This window comes from Allobosea caraganae, assembly GCF_003351345.1.
Classification (GTDB): Bacteria; Pseudomonadota; Alphaproteobacteria; order Rhizobiales; family Beijerinckiaceae; genus Allobosea; species Allobosea caraganae.
Genome location: NZ_QQTO01000007.1, coordinates 135477 through 156757 on the forward strand (window position 1 = coordinate 135477; position 21281 = coordinate 156757).

At 67.4% G+C, this 21281-nt stretch carries 21 protein-coding genes; 13 read left to right on the forward strand and 8 right to left on the reverse strand.

Annotation, left to right across the window (positions count from 1 at the left end):
- The 7 genes from DWF00_RS03365 to DWF00_RS03395 all read left to right on the forward strand — a co-directional run bounded on the left by DWF00_RS03365 (position 1) and on the right by DWF00_RS03395 (position 6685).
- A complete protein-coding gene (locus DWF00_RS03365; RefSeq protein ID WP_114829997.1) occupies positions 1 to 1515 on the forward strand; it encodes an NADH-quinone oxidoreductase subunit M in 1515 nt (504 codons plus the stop codon).
- A 67-nt stretch (positions 1516 to 1582) separates the two neighbouring features.
- On the forward strand, positions 1583 to 3010 hold the full coding sequence (nuoN, locus tag DWF00_RS03370) for an NADH-quinone oxidoreductase subunit NuoN (protein ID WP_114829998.1): 1428 nt from the start codon (positions 1583 to 1585) through the stop codon (positions 3008 to 3010).
- An 11-nt stretch (positions 3011 to 3021) separates the two neighbouring features.
- Positions 3022 to 3780 (forward strand): biotin--[acetyl-CoA-carboxylase] ligase, encoded by a 759-nt coding sequence (locus tag DWF00_RS03375; RefSeq protein ID WP_114829999.1) that lies wholly within the window; start codon positions 3022 to 3024, stop codon positions 3778 to 3780.
- A gap of 117 nt (positions 3781 to 3897) precedes the next feature.
- Complete coding sequence (locus tag DWF00_RS03380) at positions 3898 to 5568, forward strand: ribonuclease J (RefSeq protein WP_114830000.1); 1671 nt, start codon at positions 3898 to 3900, stop codon at positions 5566 to 5568.
- Between the two features lie 49 nt (positions 5569 to 5617).
- Entirely contained in the window at positions 5618 to 6022 is a 405-nt protein-coding gene (gene mce / locus DWF00_RS03385) for a methylmalonyl-CoA epimerase (RefSeq protein ID WP_114830156.1), read from the forward strand.
- Positions 6023 to 6036: 14 nt separating this feature from the next.
- Positions 6037 to 6423 (forward strand): RidA family protein, encoded by a 387-nt coding sequence (locus tag DWF00_RS03390; RefSeq protein ID WP_114830001.1) that lies wholly within the window; start codon positions 6037 to 6039, stop codon positions 6421 to 6423.
- A 28-nt stretch (positions 6424 to 6451) separates the two neighbouring features.
- Positions 6452 to 6685: a DUF1467 family protein gene (locus DWF00_RS03395; protein ID WP_114830002.1), complete on the forward strand. Its 234-nt coding sequence runs from the start codon at positions 6452 to 6454 to the stop codon at positions 6683 to 6685.
- A 332-nt stretch (positions 6686 to 7017) separates the two neighbouring features.
- Here the strand turns inward: DWF00_RS03395 and DWF00_RS03400 are convergent, their stop codons facing one another.
- The gene (locus DWF00_RS03400) at positions 7018 to 7263 is read right to left on the reverse strand and encodes a hypothetical protein (RefSeq protein ID WP_114830003.1); all 246 of its coding nucleotides are present in this window, start codon (positions 7261 to 7263) and stop codon (positions 7018 to 7020) included.
- A gap of 204 nt (positions 7264 to 7467) precedes the next feature.
- Here DWF00_RS03400 and DWF00_RS03405 point away from each other — a divergent pair, with 204 nt between their 5' ends.
- From DWF00_RS03405 to queA, 4 genes are all read left to right on the forward strand, one after another.
- The gene (locus DWF00_RS03405; RefSeq protein ID WP_114830004.1) at positions 7468 to 8028 is read left to right on the forward strand and encodes a peptidylprolyl isomerase; all 561 of its coding nucleotides are present in this window, start codon (positions 7468 to 7470) and stop codon (positions 8026 to 8028) included.
- 16 nt (positions 8029 to 8044) lie between these two features.
- Complete coding sequence (locus DWF00_RS03410; protein WP_114830005.1) at positions 8045 to 8671, forward strand: hypothetical protein; 627 nt, start codon at positions 8045 to 8047, stop codon at positions 8669 to 8671.
- Positions 8671 to 9138 (forward strand): peptidylprolyl isomerase, encoded by a 468-nt coding sequence (locus DWF00_RS03415; RefSeq protein ID WP_114830006.1) that lies wholly within the window; start codon positions 8671 to 8673, stop codon positions 9136 to 9138. The genes DWF00_RS03410 and DWF00_RS03415 overlap by 1 nt, the downstream gene beginning before the upstream one ends.
- Positions 9139 to 9236: 98 nt before the next feature.
- Complete coding sequence (gene queA, locus DWF00_RS03420) at positions 9237 to 10331, forward strand: tRNA preQ1(34) S-adenosylmethionine ribosyltransferase-isomerase QueA (RefSeq protein ID WP_114830007.1); 1095 nt, start codon at positions 9237 to 9239, stop codon at positions 10329 to 10331.
- Positions 10332 to 10359: 28 nt separating this feature from the next.
- Here queA and DWF00_RS03425 read toward each other — a convergent pair whose 3' ends face one another.
- Complete coding sequence (locus DWF00_RS03425) at positions 10360 to 11376, reverse strand: purine-nucleoside phosphorylase (protein ID WP_114830008.1); 1017 nt, start codon at positions 11374 to 11376, stop codon at positions 10360 to 10362.
- A gap of 221 nt (positions 11377 to 11597) precedes the next feature.
- On the opposite strand from DWF00_RS03425, the gene DWF00_RS03430 reads away from it, so the two are divergent.
- Complete coding sequence (locus DWF00_RS03430) at positions 11598 to 12260, forward strand: tetratricopeptide repeat protein (protein WP_114830009.1); 663 nt, start codon at positions 11598 to 11600, stop codon at positions 12258 to 12260.
- Positions 12261 to 12297: 37 nt separating this feature from the next.
- The gene (der, locus tag DWF00_RS03435) at positions 12298 to 13713 is read left to right on the forward strand and encodes a ribosome biogenesis GTPase Der (RefSeq protein WP_425453048.1); all 1416 of its coding nucleotides are present in this window, start codon (positions 12298 to 12300) and stop codon (positions 13711 to 13713) included.
- 173 nt (positions 13714 to 13886) lie between these two features.
- Here der and DWF00_RS03440 read toward each other — a convergent pair whose 3' ends face one another.
- The 6 genes from DWF00_RS03440 to DWF00_RS03465 all read right to left on the reverse strand — a co-directional run bounded on the left by DWF00_RS03440 (position 13887) and on the right by DWF00_RS03465 (position 21068).
- Positions 13887 to 14627, reverse strand: coding sequence for an SDR family NAD(P)-dependent oxidoreductase (locus DWF00_RS03440; protein ID WP_114830010.1), 741 nt, complete (start codon positions 14625 to 14627; stop codon positions 13887 to 13889).
- A gap of 17 nt (positions 14628 to 14644) precedes the next feature.
- On the reverse strand, positions 14645 to 16117 hold the full coding sequence (gene purF / locus DWF00_RS03445; RefSeq protein WP_114830158.1) for an amidophosphoribosyltransferase: 1473 nt from the start codon (positions 16115 to 16117) through the stop codon (positions 14645 to 14647).
- A gap of 146 nt (positions 16118 to 16263) precedes the next feature.
- The gene (locus DWF00_RS03450) at positions 16264 to 16947 is read right to left on the reverse strand and encodes a CvpA family protein (protein ID WP_114830011.1); all 684 of its coding nucleotides are present in this window, start codon (positions 16945 to 16947) and stop codon (positions 16264 to 16266) included.
- Positions 16948 to 17051: 104 nt separating this feature from the next.
- Entirely contained in the window at positions 17052 to 18449 is a 1398-nt protein-coding gene (gene radA / locus DWF00_RS03455; RefSeq protein WP_114830159.1) for a DNA repair protein RadA, read from the reverse strand.
- A gap of 4 nt (positions 18450 to 18453) precedes the next feature.
- Positions 18454 to 19584 (reverse strand): alanine racemase, encoded by a 1131-nt coding sequence (gene alr, locus DWF00_RS03460; RefSeq protein ID WP_114830012.1) that lies wholly within the window; start codon positions 19582 to 19584, stop codon positions 18454 to 18456.
- Positions 19581 to 21068 carry a replicative DNA helicase gene (locus tag DWF00_RS03465; RefSeq protein WP_114830013.1) on the reverse strand — a complete coding sequence of 496 codons (1488 nt, stop codon included), beginning with the start codon at positions 21066 to 21068 and terminating at the stop codon, positions 19581 to 19583. Before DWF00_RS03465 ends, alr begins: the two co-directional genes overlap by 4 nt.
- Between the last annotated feature and the right edge of the window lie 213 nt (positions 21069 to 21281).

The window sequence follows — 21281 nt, forward strand, 5'->3', positions numbered from 1 at the left end:
ATGAATTTCGGCTTCGGCATCCTCACCGGCCTTCTGGTCCTGCCGCTCGTCGGCGCTGCCTTCATCCTGGTGCAGCGCGGCGACGAGGCGGCGGTCAACTCCAACGCGCGCTATGCGGCGCTGGCGGCGACGGTCGCGACCTTCGTCCTGGCCTGCGTCGCCTGGTACCAGTTCGATCCCGCCAACCCCGGCTTCCAGCTCGTCGAGACCCATGGCTGGGTCTCCGACGCGATCAAGTTCAAGCTCGGCGTCGACGGCTTCTCCTTCCCCTTCGTCGTGCTGACGGCCTTCCTGATGCCGTTCTGCATCCTCGCCTCCTGGACCTCGGTCGAGAAGCGCGTGCGCGAGTACATGGTCGCGTTCCTGATCCTCGAGACGCTGATGATCGGCGTCTTCGTGGCGCTCGACCTCGTGCTGTTCTACCTGTTCTTCGAGGCCGGCCTGATCCCGATGTTCCTGATCATCGGCATCTGGGGCGGCAAGCGCCGCGTCTACGCCTCCTACAAGTTCTTCCTCTACACGCTGCTCGGCTCGGTCTTGATGCTGCTGGCGCTGATGGCGATGTACTGGAATGCCGGCACGACCGACATCCCGACGCTGCTGAACCATCACTTCCCGTCGGGCATGCAGCCCTGGCTCTGGCTCGCCTTCTTCGCCTCCTTCGCGGTGAAGATGCCGATGTGGCCGGTCCATACCTGGCTACCCGACGCCCACGTCGAGGCGCCGACCGCCGGCTCCGTCATCCTGGCGGCGATCCTGCTGAAGATGGGTGGCTACGGCTTCATCCGCTTCTCGATCCCGATGTTCCCGGAAGCCTCGGCGATGTTCGCGCCGCTGGTCTTCGCGCTCTCCGTCATCGCCATCGTCTACACCTCGCTGGTGGCGCTGATGCAGGAGGACATCAAGAAGCTGATCGCCTACTCCTCCGTCGCCCATATGGGCTTCGTCACCATGGGCCTGTTCACCCTGACGCCGCAGGGCATCCAGGGCGCGATGTTCCAGATGGTCAGCCACGGCCTGGTCTCCGGCGCGCTCTTCCTCTGCGTCGGCGTGGTCTATGACCGGATGCACACCCGCGAGATCTCGGCCTATGGCGGGCTGGTGAACCGGATGCCGCTCTATGCGGTCGTGTTCATGGTCTTCACCATGGCCAATGTCGGGCTGCCCGGCACGGCCGGCTTCGTCGGCGAGTTCCTGACGCTGCTGGGGGCCTTCAAGGCCAATCCCTGGGTCGCCTTCATCGCGACCTCCGGCGTCATCCTCTCGGCCGCCTACGCGCTCTGGCTCTATCGCCGCGTCGTCTTCGGCGAGATGGTCAAGCCGGAGCTGATGAACATCACCGACCTCAACCGCCGCGAGATCGTCATCCTGGCGCCGCTGGTCATCCTGACGATCTGGTACGGCATCGCGCCGGGCACGATCCTCGACGCCTTCGCTGCGCCGACCGAACACCTCATCAAGAACTATCAGGCCGCACTCACCGCCGCGAAAACGGCGATGCTGGCTCTCCAGTGAGCATGATCCCGAAAAGTGGATCGCGGTTTTTGGACAAGATCATGCGTATGAAAGAGGCCTGCACGAGATGACCTTGCCCGCTCTCGGCCCCGCGCTGCCGGAAATCATCCTCGCCATCGGCGCCATCGCCATGGTGCTCATCGGCGCGTTCCGCGGCGAAAGCGCCACGCGGCTGCTCGAAGGCGCGGCGCTCGCGCTCTTCGCGCTGGCGCTCGTGCTGGTGCTTTCGGGCGAGGGCAAGGCCGTGACCTTCAACGGCGCCTTCATCGCCGACGGCTTCGGCCGCTTCATGAAGGTGCTGACCCTGATCGGCGCCGCCGCCGCGATCCTGCTCTCGTCGGACTACCTGCGCCGCGACGGCACGATGCGCTTCGAGTTCCCGATCCTCGTCGTCCTCGCCACCATCGGCATGATGATGATGATCTCGGCCAACGACCTGATCGGCCTCTATGTCGGCCTCGAGCTGCAGTCGCTCGCGCTCTACGTCGTCGCCGCTTTCGATCGCGACAACGCCAAGTCGACCGAGGCCGGCCTGAAGTACTTCGTCCTCGGCGCGCTCTCCTCGGGCATGCTGCTCTATGGCGCCTCGCTGGTCTACGGCTTCACCGGCACGGTGACCTATTCGGGAATCGCCCAGGCCGTTCATGGCGGGCATGTCGGCATCGGCCTGATCTTCGGCATCGTCTTCGTCGCCGCCGGCACCGCCTTCAAGATCTCGGCCGTGCCCTTTCACATGTGGACGCCGGACGTCTACGAGGGCGCCCCGACCCCGGTCGCAGCCTTCTTCGCCTCGGCCCCCAAGATGGCGGCGATGGCGATGATCGTGCGCCTCTTCGTCGGCGCCTTCCCGGGGGCGCTGCACGACTGGCAGCAGATCATCATCTTCATGGCGGTCGCCTCGATGGCGCTCGGCGCCTTCGCCGCGATCGGCCAGAGCAACATCAAGCGCCTGCTCGCCTATTCCTCGATCGCCAACATGGGCTATGCGCTGGTCGGCCTCGCCGCCGGCACAGCGGCCGGCGTCCAGGGCGTGATGACCTACATGGCGATCTACCTCGCCACCACGCTCGCGGCCTTCGCCTGCGTGTTGATGATGCGCCGCGACGGCAAGCCGGTCGAGGAGATCTCCGAGCTCGCCGGCCTGTCGCGCACCAATCCCTGGATGGCCTTCGCGCTGTCGATGATGATGTTCTCGCTCGCCGGCATCCCGCCGCTCGCCGGCTTCTGGGCGAAGTTCTACGTCTTCCTCGCGGCGATCGACGCCAAGCTCTACACGCTCGCCGTCATCGGCGTGGTGACCAGCGTGGTCGGCGCCTACTACTACCTGCGCCTCGTCAAGATCATCTATTTCGACGATGCCAAGCCGGCCTTCGAGAAGGGCGATCTCGGGGTGCGCGCGGTGCTTCTGGTCTCGACCATCTTCGTGCTGGTGCTCTCGCTGGTGCCGGCCCCGCTCTTCGACTCGGCTGCGGCCGCGGCGAAGTCGCTGTTCTGAGCTGATCGCGCGTGCTCGGCGAGGCGGCCCGCGCCGCCGGCTATCGGCTGATCGTCCGCGACGAGGTCGCCTCCACCATGGAGGAGGCCCGCCGCGCCCTCGACCAGGGCGATCCCGGCCAGCTCTGGGTCGTCGCGCGCAGCCAGAGCGCCGGGCGCGGCCGCCATGGCCGCTCCTGGGGCTCGCCTCCCGGCAACCTCTATTCCAGCCTGCTGCTGGTCCAGCCCTGCGAGATGGCGCTGGCGCCGCAGCTCGGCTTCGTCGCCGGCCTCGCGCTGCATGACGCCGCCGCCAAGGTCACCGGCCTGAGCGCGCCGCAACTCGCGTTGAAATGGCCGAACGACCTGCTGATCGACCGCGCCAAGACCGCCGGCCTGCTGCTCGAGGGCGAGAGCCGGGCAGGGCGCTTCGCCGTCACGATCGGCATGGGCGTCAATGTCGCGAGCCGCCCCGACGACACGCCCTATCCCGCGAGCTTCCTCAAGCAGGCGGCGCCATCCGCCAGCATCGAGACGCTGCTCGCCGCGCTGAGCGATGCCTGGGTTGCGCGCTTCAGCGCCTGGTCGCTGCCGGGCGGCTTCGGCCCGACGCGGGCGGCCTGGCTCGAACGCGCCGCCTTCCTCGGCGAGACCATCACGCTCCGGCTGGCGGAAGGGCCGCTCTCCGGCCGCTTCACCGGGCTCGACACCTCCGGCCGGCTCGAACTCGAAACCGCGGCTGGTCCGCGCATCGTCGATGCCGGCGATCTCTACTTTGGCGCTCCCGCCTGATCGCCGCTCCGTGGTGAGGTTCTCGCCGCGGTCTGGAGACCAGCCGGCGCGCGTGCTAGGCCTTCCCGTCCAACCTCAGGCGCCAAGCGCCCACCATCACCCAAGTCAGGAATTGCCGTGACCCGTTCCAGCGATCAGCTCGTCTTCGTGCCTCTCGGCGGCCTCGGCGAGATCGGCATGAATGCGGCGCTCTACGGGTTTGGGCCCGAGGGCCGGCGCAAATGGATCCTGGTCGATTGCGGCCTGTCCTTCGCCGGGCCGGAGGCGCCGGGCGTCGACATCGTGCTGCCCGACCTGCGCTACATCATCGAAGAGCGTGCCAACCTGCTCGGCATCATCATCACCCACGCGCATGAGGACCATATCGGCGCGCTCGCGGCGCTGTGGCCGAGCCTGCGCGCCCCGGTCTACTGCACCCAGTTCGCCGCCGGCCTGCTGGCGACCCGCCGGCTCTCCGAGCCCGGCGCGCCCAAGGTGCCGATGAACATCGTGGCGCAGGGCGGCCGGGTCACGCTCGGCCCGTTCGACATCGAGTTCGTCCCGGTTGCGCACTCGATCCCTGAATCGAACGCGCTCGCCATCCGCACCCCGGTCGGGCTCATCGTCCATACCGGCGACTGGAAGATCGACCCGACGCCGCAGGTCGGCCTGCCGACCGACGAGAAGCGCCTGCGCGAGCTCGGCGACGAGGGCGTGCTGGCGCTGGTCTGCGATTCGACCAACGTCATGCGCGACGGCATCAGCCCGAGCGAGGCCGATGTCGCCGCCAAGCTCAAGGAGCTGATCAGTTCTGCGCCGGGCCGCGTCGCCGTCACCACCTTCGCCTCGAACGTGGCGCGCCTGCGCGCCGTCGCCGAGGCCGCCATGGCCGCCCAGCGCGAGGTCGTCGTCGTCGGCCGCGCGATGGACCGCGTCATCGATGTCGCCCGCGAATGCGGCTATCTCGACGGCATCCCGGCCTTCCGCTCGGCCGACACCTATGGCTACCTGCCGCGCGACAAGGTCGTGGCGCTGCTCACCGGCAGCCAGGGCGAGCCGCGCGCCGCGCTCTCGCGCATCGCCTCCGACGACCATCCCGAGATCGCGCTCTCGCCGGGCGACCGGGTGATCTTCTCGTCGCGCACCATTCCCGGCAACGAGAAGTCGGTCGGCAACATCCTCAACGCGCTGGCCCGCGACAATATCGAGATCATCACCGACCGCACCCACCTCGTCCACGTCTCCGGCCACCCGCGGCGCGAGGAGATGGCCAGGCTCTATGGCTGGCTCAAGCCGAAGATCGTGATCCCCGCCCATGGCGAGGACCTGCACCTCTCCGAGCACGCCGCCTTCGCCCGCGGCCTCGGCGTCAAGCACGTCGTGCGCGCCGGCAATGGCGATGTCGTCGCGATCGGCGCCGACAGTGCCGGCAAGATCGACCAGGTGCCGCATGGCCGGCTCTACCAGGACGGCATGCTCCTGGTGAACGCCAACGAGAAGACCATTTCCGAGCGCCGTAGGCTCTCCTTCGCCGGTATGATCTCGGTCGCGGTGGCGATCGACGAGAAGGGCGGGCTCGCCGGCGATCCGGAAATCGCGGTGCTCGGCCTGCCGGCCATGGCGCGCGACGGCACGCCCTTCGACGAACTCGTCGCCGACGCGGTCTCCGACCTGCTCGACAACATCCCCAAGGCGCGCCGGCGCGACCCCGAGGCCCTGCGCAACGCGCTGGAGCGCGGCCTGCGCAGCGCCGTCAACGAGGAGTGGGGCAAGAAGCCGCTGGTGCATGCGCTGGTGATCGAGGTGTAGATAGGCGGATAAGCAGCGTCGCTGCTTCGCCTTTTGCTTGGGGGAGCTGATGATCGGACGCCTCAACCACGTCGCCATTGCCGTGAAGGACCTCGGCGCCTCCACCGCGCTCTATCGCGACACGCTCGGCGCGCGCGTGTCGCAGCCGCTGCCGCAGCCCGAGCATGGCGTCACCGTCGTCTTCGTCGAACTGCCCAACACCAAGATCGAGCTGCTGGAGCCGCTCGGCGCCGATTCGCCGATCGCGAAATTCCTCGAACGCAACGCCGATGGCGGCATCCACCACATCTGCTACGAGGTCGACGACATCCTGGCGGCGCGCGAGCGCCTGAAGGAGGCCGGCGCGCGCGTGCTGGGGTCCGGCGAGCCGCGCATCGGCGCCCATGGCAAGCCGGTGCTCTTCCTTCACCCCAAGGATTTCTGCGGCACGCTCGTCGAGCTCGAGCAGGCCTGAGCGGGACCAGAGAGATGATCGAGTTCATCGGAGAGCCCGAGGCGGGATCGTCGCGCCCGTTCAGCGCCGCGACGCGGGCCGGCAACCTCGTCTTCGTCTCCGGCCATTCGGCACCGCACGATCCCGCGCTCGGAATCTTCCGCGGCGACACGCCGGCGGAGGAGGTGCGCAACGCGCTGGCCCGCATCGGCGCGATCCTGCGCGAGGCCGGCAGCGGGCTCGACCGCGTCGTTCAGGTCGCGATGCTGATCACCGATCCGGCCGATTATGCCGCCTGCAACGCCGAATACGTCAAGCATTTCCCAGGCGGCCTGCCGGCCAGGCACACGGCGCGCTTCGGCGTGCCGACGCAGGCGCGGGTCGCCTTTTCCTGCATCGCTTTGGTGGAGGAGGGGCGGTGAGCGCCCCCTTCCGCGAGGAACCGACATCATGACCATTGCCGGTGGCCTGGCCGTTTACTTCGTGATCTGGTGGACCGTGCTCTTCGCCGTGCTGCCCTTTGGCGTCCGCAGCGAGGCCGAGACGGGCGAGGCGCATGTCGAGGGCACCGATCCCGGCGCGCCGGTCGTTCCCGGGCTCGTCAAGAAAGCGCTGATCACCTCTGTGATCGCCGCGATCGTCTTCGCGATCGTCTGGTATATCTGGGCTGCCTACGACCTCTGACAAGAAGAGACGCTCGCCCCAAAAACAAAAGGCAAGGCCGAAGCCTTGCCTCTGAGTCTGTTTTTACCGCAGCAATGGCACACGTCTGATGCGTGCAGCTCATATACTAGGCGGGCGTTTGTTCCTCCCGAGACCTGGTCCGCGGCGCTCAAGGTTTACCCGAGCGAGCCCAGCCCCGAATGATTAGCGGATTGTAACACTCCTGTCACCCATTTAGGCAGGGCTAGCCTCATCTTTTTGCAAATTTAATCCGTTTTGCCCTTGTGCAGTGCAATAAAAATAACCGAGCCGGCTGTAACGGGAGAAGAACACCGCTGTTTCCCGCGAAAAGATCATCGTCGTGTCGTGAAGCGTCGGATTGATCGCAAAATGCGCAGGAGCGCGATCAGGCCGAAGATCGCGGCGGGAATGCTCCAGACCATGCCGCCGCCGGTCAGGTTGTTGCCATCCGGCGTCAGGCAACTCGATTCGGCTTCCGCGATGCAGGCGCGCCAACTCCAGTAACGTTCGTAGAACAGCCGGAGGAAGAAGCCGGCCAGCGCCAGCACGCCTGCAGTCGTCAGGCCGGAGAACAGCATCCGCACGGACTCTCATCCTCGCTCTCGGCATTGCGTTCCATCGTGCTTGCCGCCCAGTATATCCGCCTTGTTCCGGTCAAAGGATAAAGCTACCACCCGCCCGGATATCGATCTGCCGGACCACTCCGGCGGCGGCGCGCTTTCCGTCCGGTCGAACGATCGGAATTCGCGCCAGATCAACTGGTCCTATGGAGACGGTCTCTCATGCTGCGCAGCGCTTTCGCCATCCTTGCCCTTGCCGTCTCGCTCGGCGCCGCCCAGGCGCAGGCTCCGGCGCCGGCCAATCTCGATCCGAACAACACGCTCGTGATGGACACCAAGGACGGCAAGATCACCATCCGCCTGCGGCCCGACCTCGCGCCCAAGCATGTCGCGCAGATCAAGGCGCTGACCAAGCGCGGCTTCTACGATGGCATCGTCTTCCACCGCGTCATCGACGGCTTCATGGCCCAGACCGGCGATCCGACCGGCACCGGCACCGGCAAGTCCGATCTGCCGAACCTGCCGGCCGAATTCACCCCGACGCCCTACAAGGTCGGCTCGGTCGGCATGGCCCGCTCCAGCGCGCCGGATTCGGCCAATTCCCAGTTCTTCATCTGCTACGAGGGCTGCGGCTCGCTGACCGGCCAGTACACGCTCTTCGGCGAGGTCGTCTCCGGCATGGACATCGCCCGCAAGATCAAGAAGGGCAGCTCGGCCGATAACGGCCAAGTCAGCGCGCCTGACAAGATCGTCCGCATGCGCCTGCTGGCCGACGCCAAGTAACGGGCGAGGCCCAGCCATGTCGCGCGCCCTGCCAGTCCTGGTCGTCCTCGCCTGCGTGGGGATGGTCGGCGCGGCCGCCGCGCAGGGCACGCTCGATCTCGGCTTGCCGCCGCCCTCCGGTTCGCAGAACCCGGTCCTGCCGCCGCCGTCGGGCTCGCAAAACCCGGTGCTGCCGCCGCCCTCGGGGCAGCGCTACCAGCCCGGTGTTGGCGGGCGCTTCGGCAGCGGCGCGCCCCGCCCGGCGGTTCCCAGCCCCTATCCCGGCGTCGACCAGGGCCTGAGCGGCTCGGTCTCGCCGATCACGCGCGGGTTGGAGGGCGATGCCGTCGACCGCGTCTCCGAGATCGGCCCGGCCTTGCGCCGCTGCTGGAATCCGCCGGAGATGGCTGGAAACGACGGCGCCATGGCGACGGTGCGCTTCAGCTTGCGCCGCGACGGCACCATTTTCGGCCAGCCGCGCGTCACCTGGGAGACGCGCCGCTCGAACCCGGACCTGCAGGCCGCCTTCACCACCTCGATCCTGGCTGCGGTGCGCAATTGCACGCCGATGAGGTTGTCGCCGCGCTTCGGAGCGAGTATCGCGGGGCGACCCTTCACCATCCGCTTCCACGGCCGTGCGCCGTCCAATGAAAGGCCGACCTGATGGCACTCGATCCCGAGAACACCCTCGTCATGGAAACCACCAAGGGCCGCGTCGTCATCGAGCTGCGCCCCGATCTCGCGCCTGGCCATGTCGAGCGCCTGAAGACGCTGTCCCGCCAGGGCTTCTATGACGGCATCGTCTTCCACCGCGTCATCGACGGCTTCATGGCCCAGGTCGGCTGCCCGCATGGCACCGGCACCGGCGGCTCCGACCTGCCGGACCTGAAGGCCGAGTTCAACGCCGAGCCGCATGTCCGCGGCATCTGCTCGATGGCCCGCTCGCAGAACCCGAACTCGGCCAACAGCCAGTTCTTCATCGTCTTCGACGATGCCAACTTCCTCGACAAGCAGTACACCGTCTGGGGCAAGGTCGTCGAAGGCATGGACAATGTCGACAGGATCAAGCGCGGCGAGCCGGTGCGCGATCCCGACTCGATCGTCTCGATGAAGGTCATGGCCGACGCCTGATCCTCTGCTATTCGGGCGAGCCCTCGTCCCGGGAGCGGCCACTGCCGCTCATCGGGGCGGGGGCTTGTCCATTTCCAGCATAAGGTGAGCGCCACACCGTGGATGTCGGGCTCTTCGATTTCGACCTGCCTGAAGACCGGATCGCGCTGAGGCCCGTCAGCCCGCGCGATGCGGCCCGTATGCTCGTCGTCAGGCCGGATGCGGCCGAGCCCTTCGCCGACCGCGGTGTGCGCGACCTCGTCTCGCTGTTGCGGCCGGGCGATGCGCTCGTGCTCAACGACACCCGCGTAATCCCGTCGCGGCTCTATGGCAGGCGCGTCCGCGGCGAGGCTTCGGCCCGCATCGAGATCATGCTGCACAAGCGCGAGGCCGCCGATCGCTGGCTCGCCTTCGCCCGTCCGGCCAAGAAGCTCGCGCTCGGCGAGACCATCGTCTTCGGCACAGGCGCAGCCTCGAACGCTTGCGAGCTTGGGTCGCTCCATGCCGAAATCATAGGCAAGGGCGAGGGCGGCGAGGTCGAGCTGCGCTTCGCCTTCTCCGGCCCGGTCCTCGACGAGCAGATCGCCCGGCTCGGCGAATTGCCGCTGCCGCCCTACATCGCCGGCAAGCGCCCGACCGACGAGGCCGATGCGCACGACTACCAGACCATCCACGCCCGCGAGGACGGCGCGGTCGCGGCCCCCACGGCCGGCCTGCATTTCACGCCGGAACTCTTCGCCGCGCTCGATGCGCGCGGCATCTCCCGCCATTTCGTCACGCTGCATGTCGGCGCCGGCACCTTCCTGCCGGTGAAGGCCGAGGATACGCGCGAGCACCGCATGCACGCCGAATGGGGCAGCGTCAGCGCTGCGGCGGCTGACGCGCTGAACGCGGTAAAGGCGCGAGGCGGCCGCATCGTCGCGGTCGGCACCACGGCTCTGCGCCTGCTCGAAAGCGCGGCCGGCGAGGATGGCGTGGTGCAGCCCTTCTCGGGCGACACGGCGATCTTCATCACGCCGGGCTATCGCTTCCGCGCCGTCGACATCCTGATGACGAACTTCCATTTGCCGCGCTCGACGCTGTTCATGTTGGTCTCCGCCTTCTGCGGACTCGACATCATGAAGTGCGCCTACGCCCATGCGATCGCTCAGGAATATCGCTTCTATTCCTACGGCGATTCCAGCCTGCTGTTCCGGGCGGGTCTCGACGGCTAGGGTTCGCGTCCCAGCCGTCCGCGTTTCCTCACTTCGCCGGCAGCGCCGGCACGCCCTTCTGCCATTGCGGCCAATCGGCGACGATGTGGTCGACCACCCGCGCGCCGACCAGCTCGATATTCTCGACCGTCTCGGCGAAGCCGCCGGCGGTCTGGCCCGGCGCCGGGTCGAGATGCTGCTGCGTCGTCTCGTTCGGGTTGCCCTGGTCGAAATTGACCGCGCCGCGCAGGCTCATGATCCGGTCGGTGCCGAATTGCCGCTTGATCACCAGCGTGATCGCGGCGGCCTCCATCTCGGTGATGACATAGTCGTCGGCGCCGTAGAGCTTGGCGATGTACTGCGCCTCCTTCGACAGGCCGGGGCCGTGGAAGAAGGTGTCGCCGGTCATATGCGTGCCGGTCTGGACCGAGGGCGCCGCGTTCGCCCGCGCGTCCGGGTAGCGCTGGCGGTATTTCTGGGCGGCCTCGGAATCCTTCAGGTTGACGCCAGCGCTGAGCTTCACGGCCCAGTTCACCAGCACCGGGTTGAGCTGGAACAACCGGTAGCTCTCGTAGCCCTTGCGCGGAATGAAGACGGGCTCGCCGGGCTTGCCTTCCTCCGGGGCCCAGCGATGGCCGAGATCATAGTCGACCAGCCAGGTGCCCCAGCTCACGTCGCCGATCGTGCCGCGCGAGGGCGGCGTCCCGGCGACGCCGGTGAGGACGAAATAGGCTTCCGAGAAATCATAGTCGGGGTCGAGCAGGATCGCCTGTATGGATGAGGAGGAATTGACCTTGCCCATGCCGAGGACCGAGCCGCAGACGCCGTCATCGTTGCAATAGACCGGCTTCAGCGCCCCGCGCACCTCATGCGGCGCGCTCTTCTGCCAGTAGCGCTCGTACCAGTACTGAAACTCGCCGGCCCGGTCGCCGGTATTGGCACCGATCTCGAACATCGAGGCGACGAAGACCTTGACCTTCGTCGGGGCGGCAAGGGCCGTGTTGGTGGCGCAGAGAGAAACGAGTGCGAAAAGCCCGGCTTTGAGCCCGATTGTAACCCGTTGCATGCTCATCTCCTGCCGCTACGTGAATGGTGCAGCTGAAACAGCTCGGCAATTTGCATGCCATGCCTGGCCGGGTGATGCGATCCTGCGGTGCGGCGAGCGGGAATGGGGTGGCGCGCCTCAGCTGCCATCGGCTTTGGAGGCCGGCACACGTATTGTTCAACCGGCTCGCAATCCGCGGGTGAAAGTGCTACCCGGCAGGGCAAGAAGGAATGTGACAGCTCATGGCCGATATTTTTCGTGAGATCGACGAGGAGGTCCGGCGCGACAAGGCGGCGGAGCTCTGGAAGAAATATGGAACCTTCATCACCGCGCTGGTGGTGCTCGCCGTGCTGGGCGTCGCCGGCTGGCAGTTCTGGCTGCACCGCGAGCTGCAGGCCTCGCAGGCGGTCGGCGCCAAGCTAGAAGAGGCGCTGAAGGCCTCGCGCGACAATCGCGGCGCCGAGGCCGAGTCGATCCTGGTCGAGCTTTCGGCCAATGCCCCGGCGGGCTATCGCCAGATCGCCCGTTTCCGCCTCGCCGCCGAGACCGCCAAGCGCGACGCCACTGCCGGCGCCACCGCCTTCGACGGGCTCGCCAATGACGCGACGCTCGACCAGCTCTATCGCGATCTCGCCCGCCTGCGCGCCGGCATGCTGCGCGTCGATCTCGTGCCCTATACCGAGATCCGCACGGCGCTGGAGCCGCTCGCGACGCCGCAGGGCGTCTGGCGCCATTCGGCCCGCGAATTCCTCGGCATCGCCGCGATGAAGGCGAACCTGTTCGACGATGCCGGGCGCTGGTTCGACGCCATCGTCACCGATCCCGCCTCGCCGCAGGTGCTGCGCCAGCGTACCGACCTCTACCTGGCGCTGGTCCGCGGCGGCCCGGTCCAGACCAAGAACTGATCCGGCTCTCCAAGACGCTGGACGAATTGCGAGTATCATGAGCGCGACCGTCGCCATCATCGGCCGGCCGAATGTCGGCAAATCGACCCTGTTCAACCGGCTCGTCGGCAAGAAGCTTGCGCTGGTCGACGACCGGCCGGGCGTCACGCGCGACCGGCGCGAGGGCGAGGCCGCGCTTGGCCATCTCCGCTTCACGGTGATCGACACTGCCGGCCTCGAGGAGGCCGACAGTGCTTCGCTCGCCGGCCGCATGCGCGCTCAGACCGAGACCGCGATCGCGCAGGCCGACGTCATCCTGTTCATGATCGACGCGCGGCTCGGCATCACGCCGATGGACCAGCCCTTCGCCGACTTGGTGCGCCGCTCGGGCAAGCCCGTGATCCTGCTTGCCAACAAGGTCGAGGGCAACAAGGGCAAGGACGGCGTGTTCGAATCCTATGGGCTCGGCCTCGGCGATCCCGTGCCGTTCTCGGCCGAGCATGGCGAAGGCACCTCCGACCTGCTCGAGGCCCTGGCGCCCTTCATCGACGTGGAGCCGGAAGAGGAAGAGGCTTTCGACGAGAGCTATGGCGACAAGCGCTGGGTCGATGCTCCTGCAGCTGTGAGCGAGGACGACGAGGAGTACAGCGACCCGAGCAAGCCGCTGCGCGTCACCATCATCGGCCGCCCCAACGCCGGCAAGTCGACGCTGGTCAACCAGATGATCGGGCAGGAGCGCCTGCTCGTCGGCCCCGAGGCCGGCATCACCCGCGACACGATTTCGGTCGACTACGAATGGCGCGGCCGGCCGGTGAAGCTGTTCGACACGGCCGGCATGCGCAAGCGCGCCCGCATCGAGGAAAAGCTTGAGAAGATGTCGGTGCAGGATGCGCTGCGCGCCATCCGCTTCGCCGAGGTCGTGGTCGTGCTGCTCGATTCGACCATCCCCTTCGAGAAGCAGGACCTGACCCTAGTCGACCTGACCGAGCGCGAGGGCCGCACGGTGGTCATCGGCCTGAACAAATGGGACCTCGTCGCCGACAAGAACGGCCTGCTCGCCGAGCTCAAGGAGAAGGCGACCCATCTGCTGGCGCAGGTCCGCGGCGTGCAGATCGTGCCGCTCTCGGGCCTCGCCGGCGAAGGCATCGACCGGCTGATGCAGGCGGTGTTCCTGAGCTACGACATCTGGAACCGCCGCATCTCGACGGCGCGGATCAACCGCTGGCTCGAAGGCGTGCTCTCGGCCCATCCGCCTCCGGCCGTGGCCGGCCGCCGCATCAAGATCCGCTACATGACGCAGGCCAAGGCGCGCCCGCCGACCTTCGCGCTCTTCGGCAACCAGCTCGACCACTTGCCGGTCTCCTACACGCGCTACCTGGTCAACAACCTGCGCGAGGCCTTCGAGCTGCCGGGCACGCCGATCCGCCTGCACACACGCGGCGGCGACAATCCCTACGACAAGGGTAAGAAGTAGCGCGTTTCTCCCTTCTCCCCTCGGGGGAGAAGGTGGCAGCGCGAAGCGCTGACGGATGAGGGAAGTCCCTCAACCCACTGAAACAAGAAAAAAGGGCCGCTCTCGCGACCCTTCCCTCATCCGGCTCGGCTTCGCCGATCCACCTTCTCCCCCGAGGGGAGAAGGGAAGAGTTCTACGCCGGCATTTGCGGCGTCAGCACCTTGCCCTGCGGGAAGTCGAAGATCTTGCCGGTCTCGCCCCAGCTCGGCGAAGCCATCTCGACCAGGTGCGGCGCGAGCTCCTCCGGTGTCCTAAGCGTCAGCGGATCCTCGCCCGGCATTGCCTCGGCGCGCATCCGGGTGCGCAGCGGGCCCGGGTTGACCATCATCACCTTGAGCGTCGTCGTCGCGGTCTCGGCCGCATAGGTCCGCGCCATCGCCTCGACCGCGGCCTTCGAGATCGAATATGGCCCCCAGTAAGCGAAGCATTTATGCGCCGCACCTGAGGACATCACGATCACCCGGCCAGCGTCAGAAGCCTTCAGGGCCGGCTCGGCCGTCTTGATCAGCCGCCAGTTGGCGGTGACGTTGGTGTCGAACACCTTGCTCCACTCGTTCGGCTGGACATGGGTCAGCGGCGACAGCGGCCCGAGGATGCCGGCATTGGCGAGCAGGATGTCGAGCTTGCCCCAGCGCTCGAGCAGGGCAGGGCCGAGCTTCTCGATTGCGGGTGCATCGCCGAGGTCGACCGGCACCAGCGTCGCGCTGCCGCCGATCGCGTTGATCTCGTCGTCGAGCTCTTCGAGCGCGCCCGAGGTCCGCGCCAAAGCCACGACATGGGCGCCGGCCTGGGCGAAGGCGAGCGCAGCCGCGCGGCCGATGCCGCGCGAGGCGCCGGTGACGAGCGCGATGCGCCCTTCGAGAGGCTTGGTCATGCAGGGATCCGTAGAAATCAGCCGGCTTCGGCCAACAGCGACAATTGCTGCTTGGCGCTCTCGCCGATCACGTCTGTCAGCGAGGTCGGGTAGTCGCCGGTGAAGCAATGGTCGGTGAATTGCGGCCGGACCGGATCGCGCCCGGCATGGCCCATGGCGCGGTAGAGGCCCTCGACCGAGAGGAAGGCGAGCGAATCGGCGCCGACGAACTGGCGCATCTCCTCAAGCGAATGCGTCGCGGCGAGTAGCTTCTCGCGGTCGGGCGTGTCGATGCCGTAATAGTCGGGATGGGTGATCGGCGGCGAGGAGATGCGGAAATGCACCTCGCGGGCGCCGGCCTCGCGCATCATCTTGACGATCTTGAACGAGGTCGTGCCGCGCACGATCGAATCGTCGACCAGCACGATGCTCTTGCCCTCGACCACCGAGCGGTTGGCCGAGTGCTTCAGGCGCACGCCGAGCTCGCGCACCTTCTGCGTCGGCTCGATGAAGGTGCGGCCGACATAATGGTTGCGGATGATGCCGAGCTCGAATGGGATGCCGCTCGCCTGGGCATAGCCCAGCGCCGCCGGCACGCCGGAATCGGGCACGGGCACGATCACGTCGGCATTGGCCGGCGCTTCCGCCGCCAGCACGGCGCCCATCTGCTTGCGGCGCTCGTAGATGCTGCGGCCCTTCACGATCGAGTCCGGGCGGGCGAAGTAGATGTACTCGAAGATGCAGGGCCGTTCCGGCATCGGCGGGAAGGGCTTGTGGCTCTCGATCCCGTCTTCGGAGACGACGATGACCTCGCCGTTCTCGACCTCGCGGATGAACTTGGCGCCGATGATGTCGAGCGCGCAGGTCTCCGAGGTCAGGATCGGGCAGCCGTCGAGCTCGCCCAGCACCAGCGGCCGGATGCCGAGCGGGTCGCGCGCGCCGATCAGCTTCTTGTTGGTGATGCCGACGAAGGCATAGGCACCCTCGATCTGCCTGATGGCCTCGACGAAGCGCTCGATGAAACGGGTCTTGCGGCTGCGCGCGACGAGGTGCAGCAGCACCTCGGTGTCGGAGGTCGACTGGTAGATCGCGCCGTCGCGCACGAGGTTGCGGCGCAGCGTCAGGCCGTTGGTCAGGTTGCCGTTATGCGCCACCGCGAAGCCGCCGCCATGCAATTCTGCAAAGAGCGGTTGGACATTGCGCAGGATGGTTTCGCCGGTCGTCGAGTAGCGGACATGGCCGATCGCCTGCGAGCCGGCGAGCTTCTCGATCACCGAGGCTTCCGAGAAGGCGTCGCCGACGAGGCCAAGGCGGCGCTCGGAATGGAAGCGCTTGCCGTCGAAGGAGACGATGCCCGCCGCCTCCTGGCCGCGATGCTGCAGCGCGTGCAGGCCGAGCGCGGTCAGCGCAGCGGCATCGGCATGGCCGAAGATGCCGAACACGCCGCACTCCTCGCGGAGCCGGTCCGCATTGGGATCGAAAGCTGAGTCGGCTTCATCCTGAGGCATCATCATGGCTCCATGCGCTCTGCGACGCGGCAATAACGGCAATGAACACGGTTTCCGCCCGGCTTTTCAGCCAAACGGAACCCGCGTCTGTACGATCCCTTGGGCATGGTCCTGTCGCAAAAGTGGGGCCACTTCTGCGGACCATGGCCTCAGGGCCTGGCCGGGACGGAGCCGGTGGTCTGGCCCGTCTCGATTGCCCGTTGCAGTGCTTGCCTGTCGGGCGCAGCAGGAGCCTGCGTGCGGCGTTGCGGATCGCTCGTCGGATTGGCCGGCGTACGCGGTTCCTCAGCCGGGGCCTCGACAGGCTCGTCGCCCGTCTTTGGCTTCAGCAGGTTCTTGATGAAGTCGGAATTGATGTCTTGGGGCAGCATCGTCAAGAGCGAGCGCCCGGTTTCTTCGAGAATGGGCTTGGCCTTGGCGTCCTTGGCCCAGGCCGGCTGCATCTTCTCAGGCACCAGCGCGGAGAAGAACAGGTAGCCTATCACTGCGAGCAGCAGGCCGCGCCCGGCGCCGAAGACGAAGCCGAGCGTGCGGTCGAGCGCCCCGATGCGCGAGTCGAGCACGAAGTCGGAGATCCGCGCCGTGACCAGCGAGACCACGATCAGCGTCACCAGGAAGAGCGCGCCGATCACCGCGACCAGGGCGATCGTCTTGTTGGGGATGTGCTGCTCGGCGATCGGCAGGAGCTGCGGATGGAACACCCAGGCGACGAGCGCCGCGGCGACCCAGGAGGCAATCGCCAGCACTTCGCGGGTCAATCCGCGCACGGTTGCCAGCAATGCCGAGATCAGAACCACGCCGATGACGACGAGATCGAGGATGGTAACAGGCATTTCAGGAGCCGCTTCGCTAGGACATCAGGATGGCCAGGAGGTGGGCCGGCCGCATCGCGCTTGCTATACGCGCGAAAGCGGCCCTCGTCACCCTTGCACAAAGCTCATTTCACATCTCTGCGCGGCGCACGTGCCGCGATATCCGCAACAAGTTCCGTGACATGGCCGAAACGCCGCAGGTTGAGCCCGCTGCCGTCGCCGAAATCCGCTCCGCCCGAGGGCAGGAAGGCCGCCCCGAAGCCGAGCTTCGCCGCCTCCCTGAGTCGCGCCGCCGCGACCGAGACGGGGCGAATCGCCCCCGACAGCGCGACCTCGCCGAAATAGACCGACTCGTTCGGCAGGATCGCGCCGGTGAGCGAGGAGACCAGCGCCGCCGCGACCGCGATATCCGCCGCCGGCTCGTTGACCCGCAAGCCACCGGCGACGTTGAGGTAGACGTCGTGCTGGCCCAGGCGCAGGCCACCATGCGTCTCAAGCACAGCGAGCACCATGGCGAGCCGGCTGTTCTCCCAGCCGACCACGGCGCGCCGCGGCGTGCCGAGCGAGGTCGGCGCGACCAGGGCCTGGATCTCGACCAGCACCGGCCGCGTGCCCTCGACGCCGGCGAAGACGGCCGCGCCCGGCGCCGGCTGGTCCCGCCCCGCAAGGAAAAGCGCGGACGGGTTGGACACTTCGGAGAGACCCTTGCCGGTCATCTCGAACACGCCGATCTCGTCGGTCGCGCCGAAGCGGTTCTTCTGGCCGCGCAGGATGCGGAAGGAATGGGCGCCTTCGCCCTCGAAGGAGAGCACGGCGTCGACCATGTGCTCGACCACGCGCGGGCCGGCGATCTGCCCGTCCTTGGTGACGTGGCCGACCAGGATCAGGCAGGCGCCGCTGGTCTTGGCGTAGCGGATCAGGGCCTGGGCCGAGCCGCGCACCTGCGTCACCGTGCCCGGCGCGCTCTCGACCTCGCCCGACCACATCGTCTGGATCGAATCGATCACCACGAGGGCAGGGCGCTGGCCCTGGCCGAGCGTCGCAATGATGTCCTCGACATTGGTCTCGGCGGCGAGATCGACCGGCGCCTCGGCCAAGCCCATGCGCTCGGCGCGCAAGCGAACCTGCCCGGTCGATTCCTCGCCGGAGACATAGACGACGCGCTGGCCGCGCAGCGCGAGCGCAGCGCAGGCCTGCATCAGCAGCGTCGACTTGCCGATGCCGGGATCGCCGCCGATCAGCAGCACCGAGCCCGGCACGAAGCCGCCGCCGGTGACGCGGTCGAGCTCGCCGATGCCGGCGACGATGCGCGGCGCGTCCTGCGTCTCGCCCTTCAGCGTCTCGAGCGCGAAGACCCGGCCACGCGCCTTGCCGCCGGACGAACCGCGCCCGCCCGGAACGGGCGCGGCCTGCGCCTCCTCGGAAAGCGAGGACCAGGTGCCGCAGGCGTCGCATTTGCCCTGCCAGCGATGATAGACTGCGCCGCAGGCTTGGCAGATATAGGTCGGGCCGCGCTTCGCCACGCGCTCAGAGCCCGACATAGCGGCGCGCGTAGCGCCGGCCGAGCCTGGTCAAAATCTCGTAGCCGATCGTCTTGGCGCCCGCGCCGACCGTCTCCAGGTCGAGCGGGCCGCCGATCAGCGTCACGGCTGAGCCGCGCTTGACGGCATCGGCCGGCGCATCGCTGACATCGATGATGACGAGGTCCATCGAGACCGTGCCGACGAACGGGCACAGTACGCCGCCGACGATGGCCGAGCCGCCGGTCGAGGTATCGGTCCAGCTCGCATTGCGCGGATAGCCGTCTGCATAGCCGAGATCGATCGTGGCGAGCTTGCGCCGGCTCTTCGCCGTCCAGCGGCCGTTATAGCCGACCTGCGTGCCGGCCTCGACCTCGCGCAGCTGGATGATGCGCGCCTCCATGCCCAGGACCGGCAGCATCGGGTTCGGCTGCCCCGGCGTCGGGTTGCCGCCATAGAGCGCGTAGCCGGGGCGGGTGAGCTGGTAGGACGGGCAATCGGCGAGGAAATGCCCGGAGGAGTTCTTCAGCGAGGCCGGAATGCCCGGGAAGGCGGCGGCGATCTCGGCGAAGGCCTTGATCTGGCGGGCATTGGCCGGGGCGGCGACGTCTTCCGACGAGGCGAAATGCGACATCACCAGCCCGATCCCGGCGGCTTCGATGTCGCGCTTGCGCTCGCGGGCGAGGTCGAGCCCTTCGCCCGGCCAGAGCCCAAGCCGATTCATGGCGGTGTCGATGTGGAGCGCTGCCAAGCGGGCATTGTTCGTCGTGGCGCGGAACGCCGCCCATTCGGACAATTCGTCATGCGAGCCGAGCACCGGCGAAAGATCATGCTGGACGTAGCGGCCGCAGGTGCCGGGCATGAGCCCGTTCAGGATGTAGATCGTCGCCTCGGGCGCGACGGCGCGCGCGCGGATGCCCTCCGAGAGATGCGCCACGAAGAAGTTGCGGCAGCCGGCCCTGGCGAGCGCCGTCACGGCCGGCTCGATGCCGATGCCATAGGCGTCGGCCTTGACCGCAGCGCCGGCTTCCGCGCCGGCCCGCTGGCCGAGCGCGCGCCAGTTCTTGACCAGCGCGCCGAGGTCGATGGTCAGCGTCGCGCCGGCGGTGCCGGCATCAAGCGTATCGAATGGGCTCATAGGTGGTCCGGCAGGCGGGCCTCATCGGCGCGGTCGGAGAAGCGGGTGACGTCGGCATCGAACTGGAGCGCGACCGTGCCGGTCGGGCCATGGCGCTGCTTGCCGATGATCAATTCGGCGAGGCCATGCGCCTGCTCCATCTCGATCTGCCACTTGTTGTGCTCGTCGGTGCCGGGCCGCGGCTCCTTGCCCTTGAGGTAGTATTCCTCGCGGTAGACGAACATCACGACGTCGGCATCCTGCTCGATCGAGCCGGATTCGCGCAGGTCGGAGAGTTGCGGGCGCTTGTCGTCGCGGCTTTCGACCTGGCGCGAGAGCTGCGAGAGCGCCACGATCGGCACCGAAAGCTCCTTGGCCAGCGCCTTCAGGCTGGTGGTGATCTCGGTCAGCTCCTGCACGCGGTTCTGGCCGTTCTTGGCCGAGCCGGAGAGGAGCTGCAGGTAGTCGATGAAGAGGACGTCGAGCCCCTTCTGGCGCTGCAGGCGGCGGGCGCGGGCGACGAGCTGGGCGATCGAGATGCCGCCGGTCTGGTCGATGTAGAGCGGCAGCTTCTCGATCTGCGCCGCGACATCGGTCAGCCTTGCGAAATCGCCCTCGGTGATGCGGCCCTGCCTGATCTTGTAGGAGGAGATGCCGGATTGCTCGGCGACGATGCGGGTCGCGAGCTGGTCGGACGACATTTCGAGCGAGAAGAAGCCGACGATGCCGCCATCCACCGACTTGAGCGAGCCATCCTCCTGGCGTTCGCCGCGCCAGGCCTTGGCGATGTTGAAGGCGATGTTGGTGGCGAGCGAGGTCTTGCCCATGGCCGGGCGGCCGGCGAGCACGATCAGGTCGGAGCGCTGCAGGCCGCCCATGCGCTGGTCGAGGTCGCGCAGGCCAGACGAGATGCCGGACAGGCCGCCGGCGCGCTGGTAGGCGCTCGCGGCCATGTCGATGGCGAGGCGCAGCGCGCCGTCGAACTTCTGGAAGCCGCCCTCGTAGCGGCCCTTCTCGGCCAGCGCGTAGAGCTTGCGCTCCGCCTCCTCGATCTGCTCGCGCGGCGGCATCTCGACCGGGGCGTCATAGGCGACGTTGACCAGCTCCTCGCCGACGCCGATGAGCTGGCGCCGGATCGCGAGATCATAGACGGTGCGCCCGTAATCGGCGGCGTTGATGACGGTCGTCGCCTCGGCCGCAAGCCGGGCGAGATATTGCGAGGCGGTGATGCCGCCAAGGTCGATCTCGCCGACGAAGGTCTTGAGCGTGATCGGCGTCGCGATCTTGCCGGCCCGGATCAGGCTCGCCATCAGCTCGAAGACGCGCTGGTGCACCGCCTCGAAGAAATGGTCCGACAGCAGGAAGTCCGAGACGCGGTAGAACGCGTCGTTGTTGACCAGGATCGCGCCCAGCAGCGCCTGCTCGGCCTCGATGTTGTGAGGCTGGACGCGGTAGTCGGCCTCGCGGTTGTCGAGGCGGGCAACGAGGGCGGTGGCAGTGGCCATGATTGAGGAACGAGCCTGATCCGTTTGAGTCGATTCGATCGGTCCAATCTCGGAGTACGATGTGTCAGATCATGGCGGTACCATGAAGCATCGTTCTGGCCGGGAGCCGATGTAAGGTCAGCATCCTCTTAGATGCAATTTGCCGCTCAAAGCTTCCCCTAGTTCCACAGGAAACAAAAAAAGGCGCCGTGTTGCCACGGCGCCCTTGACTTG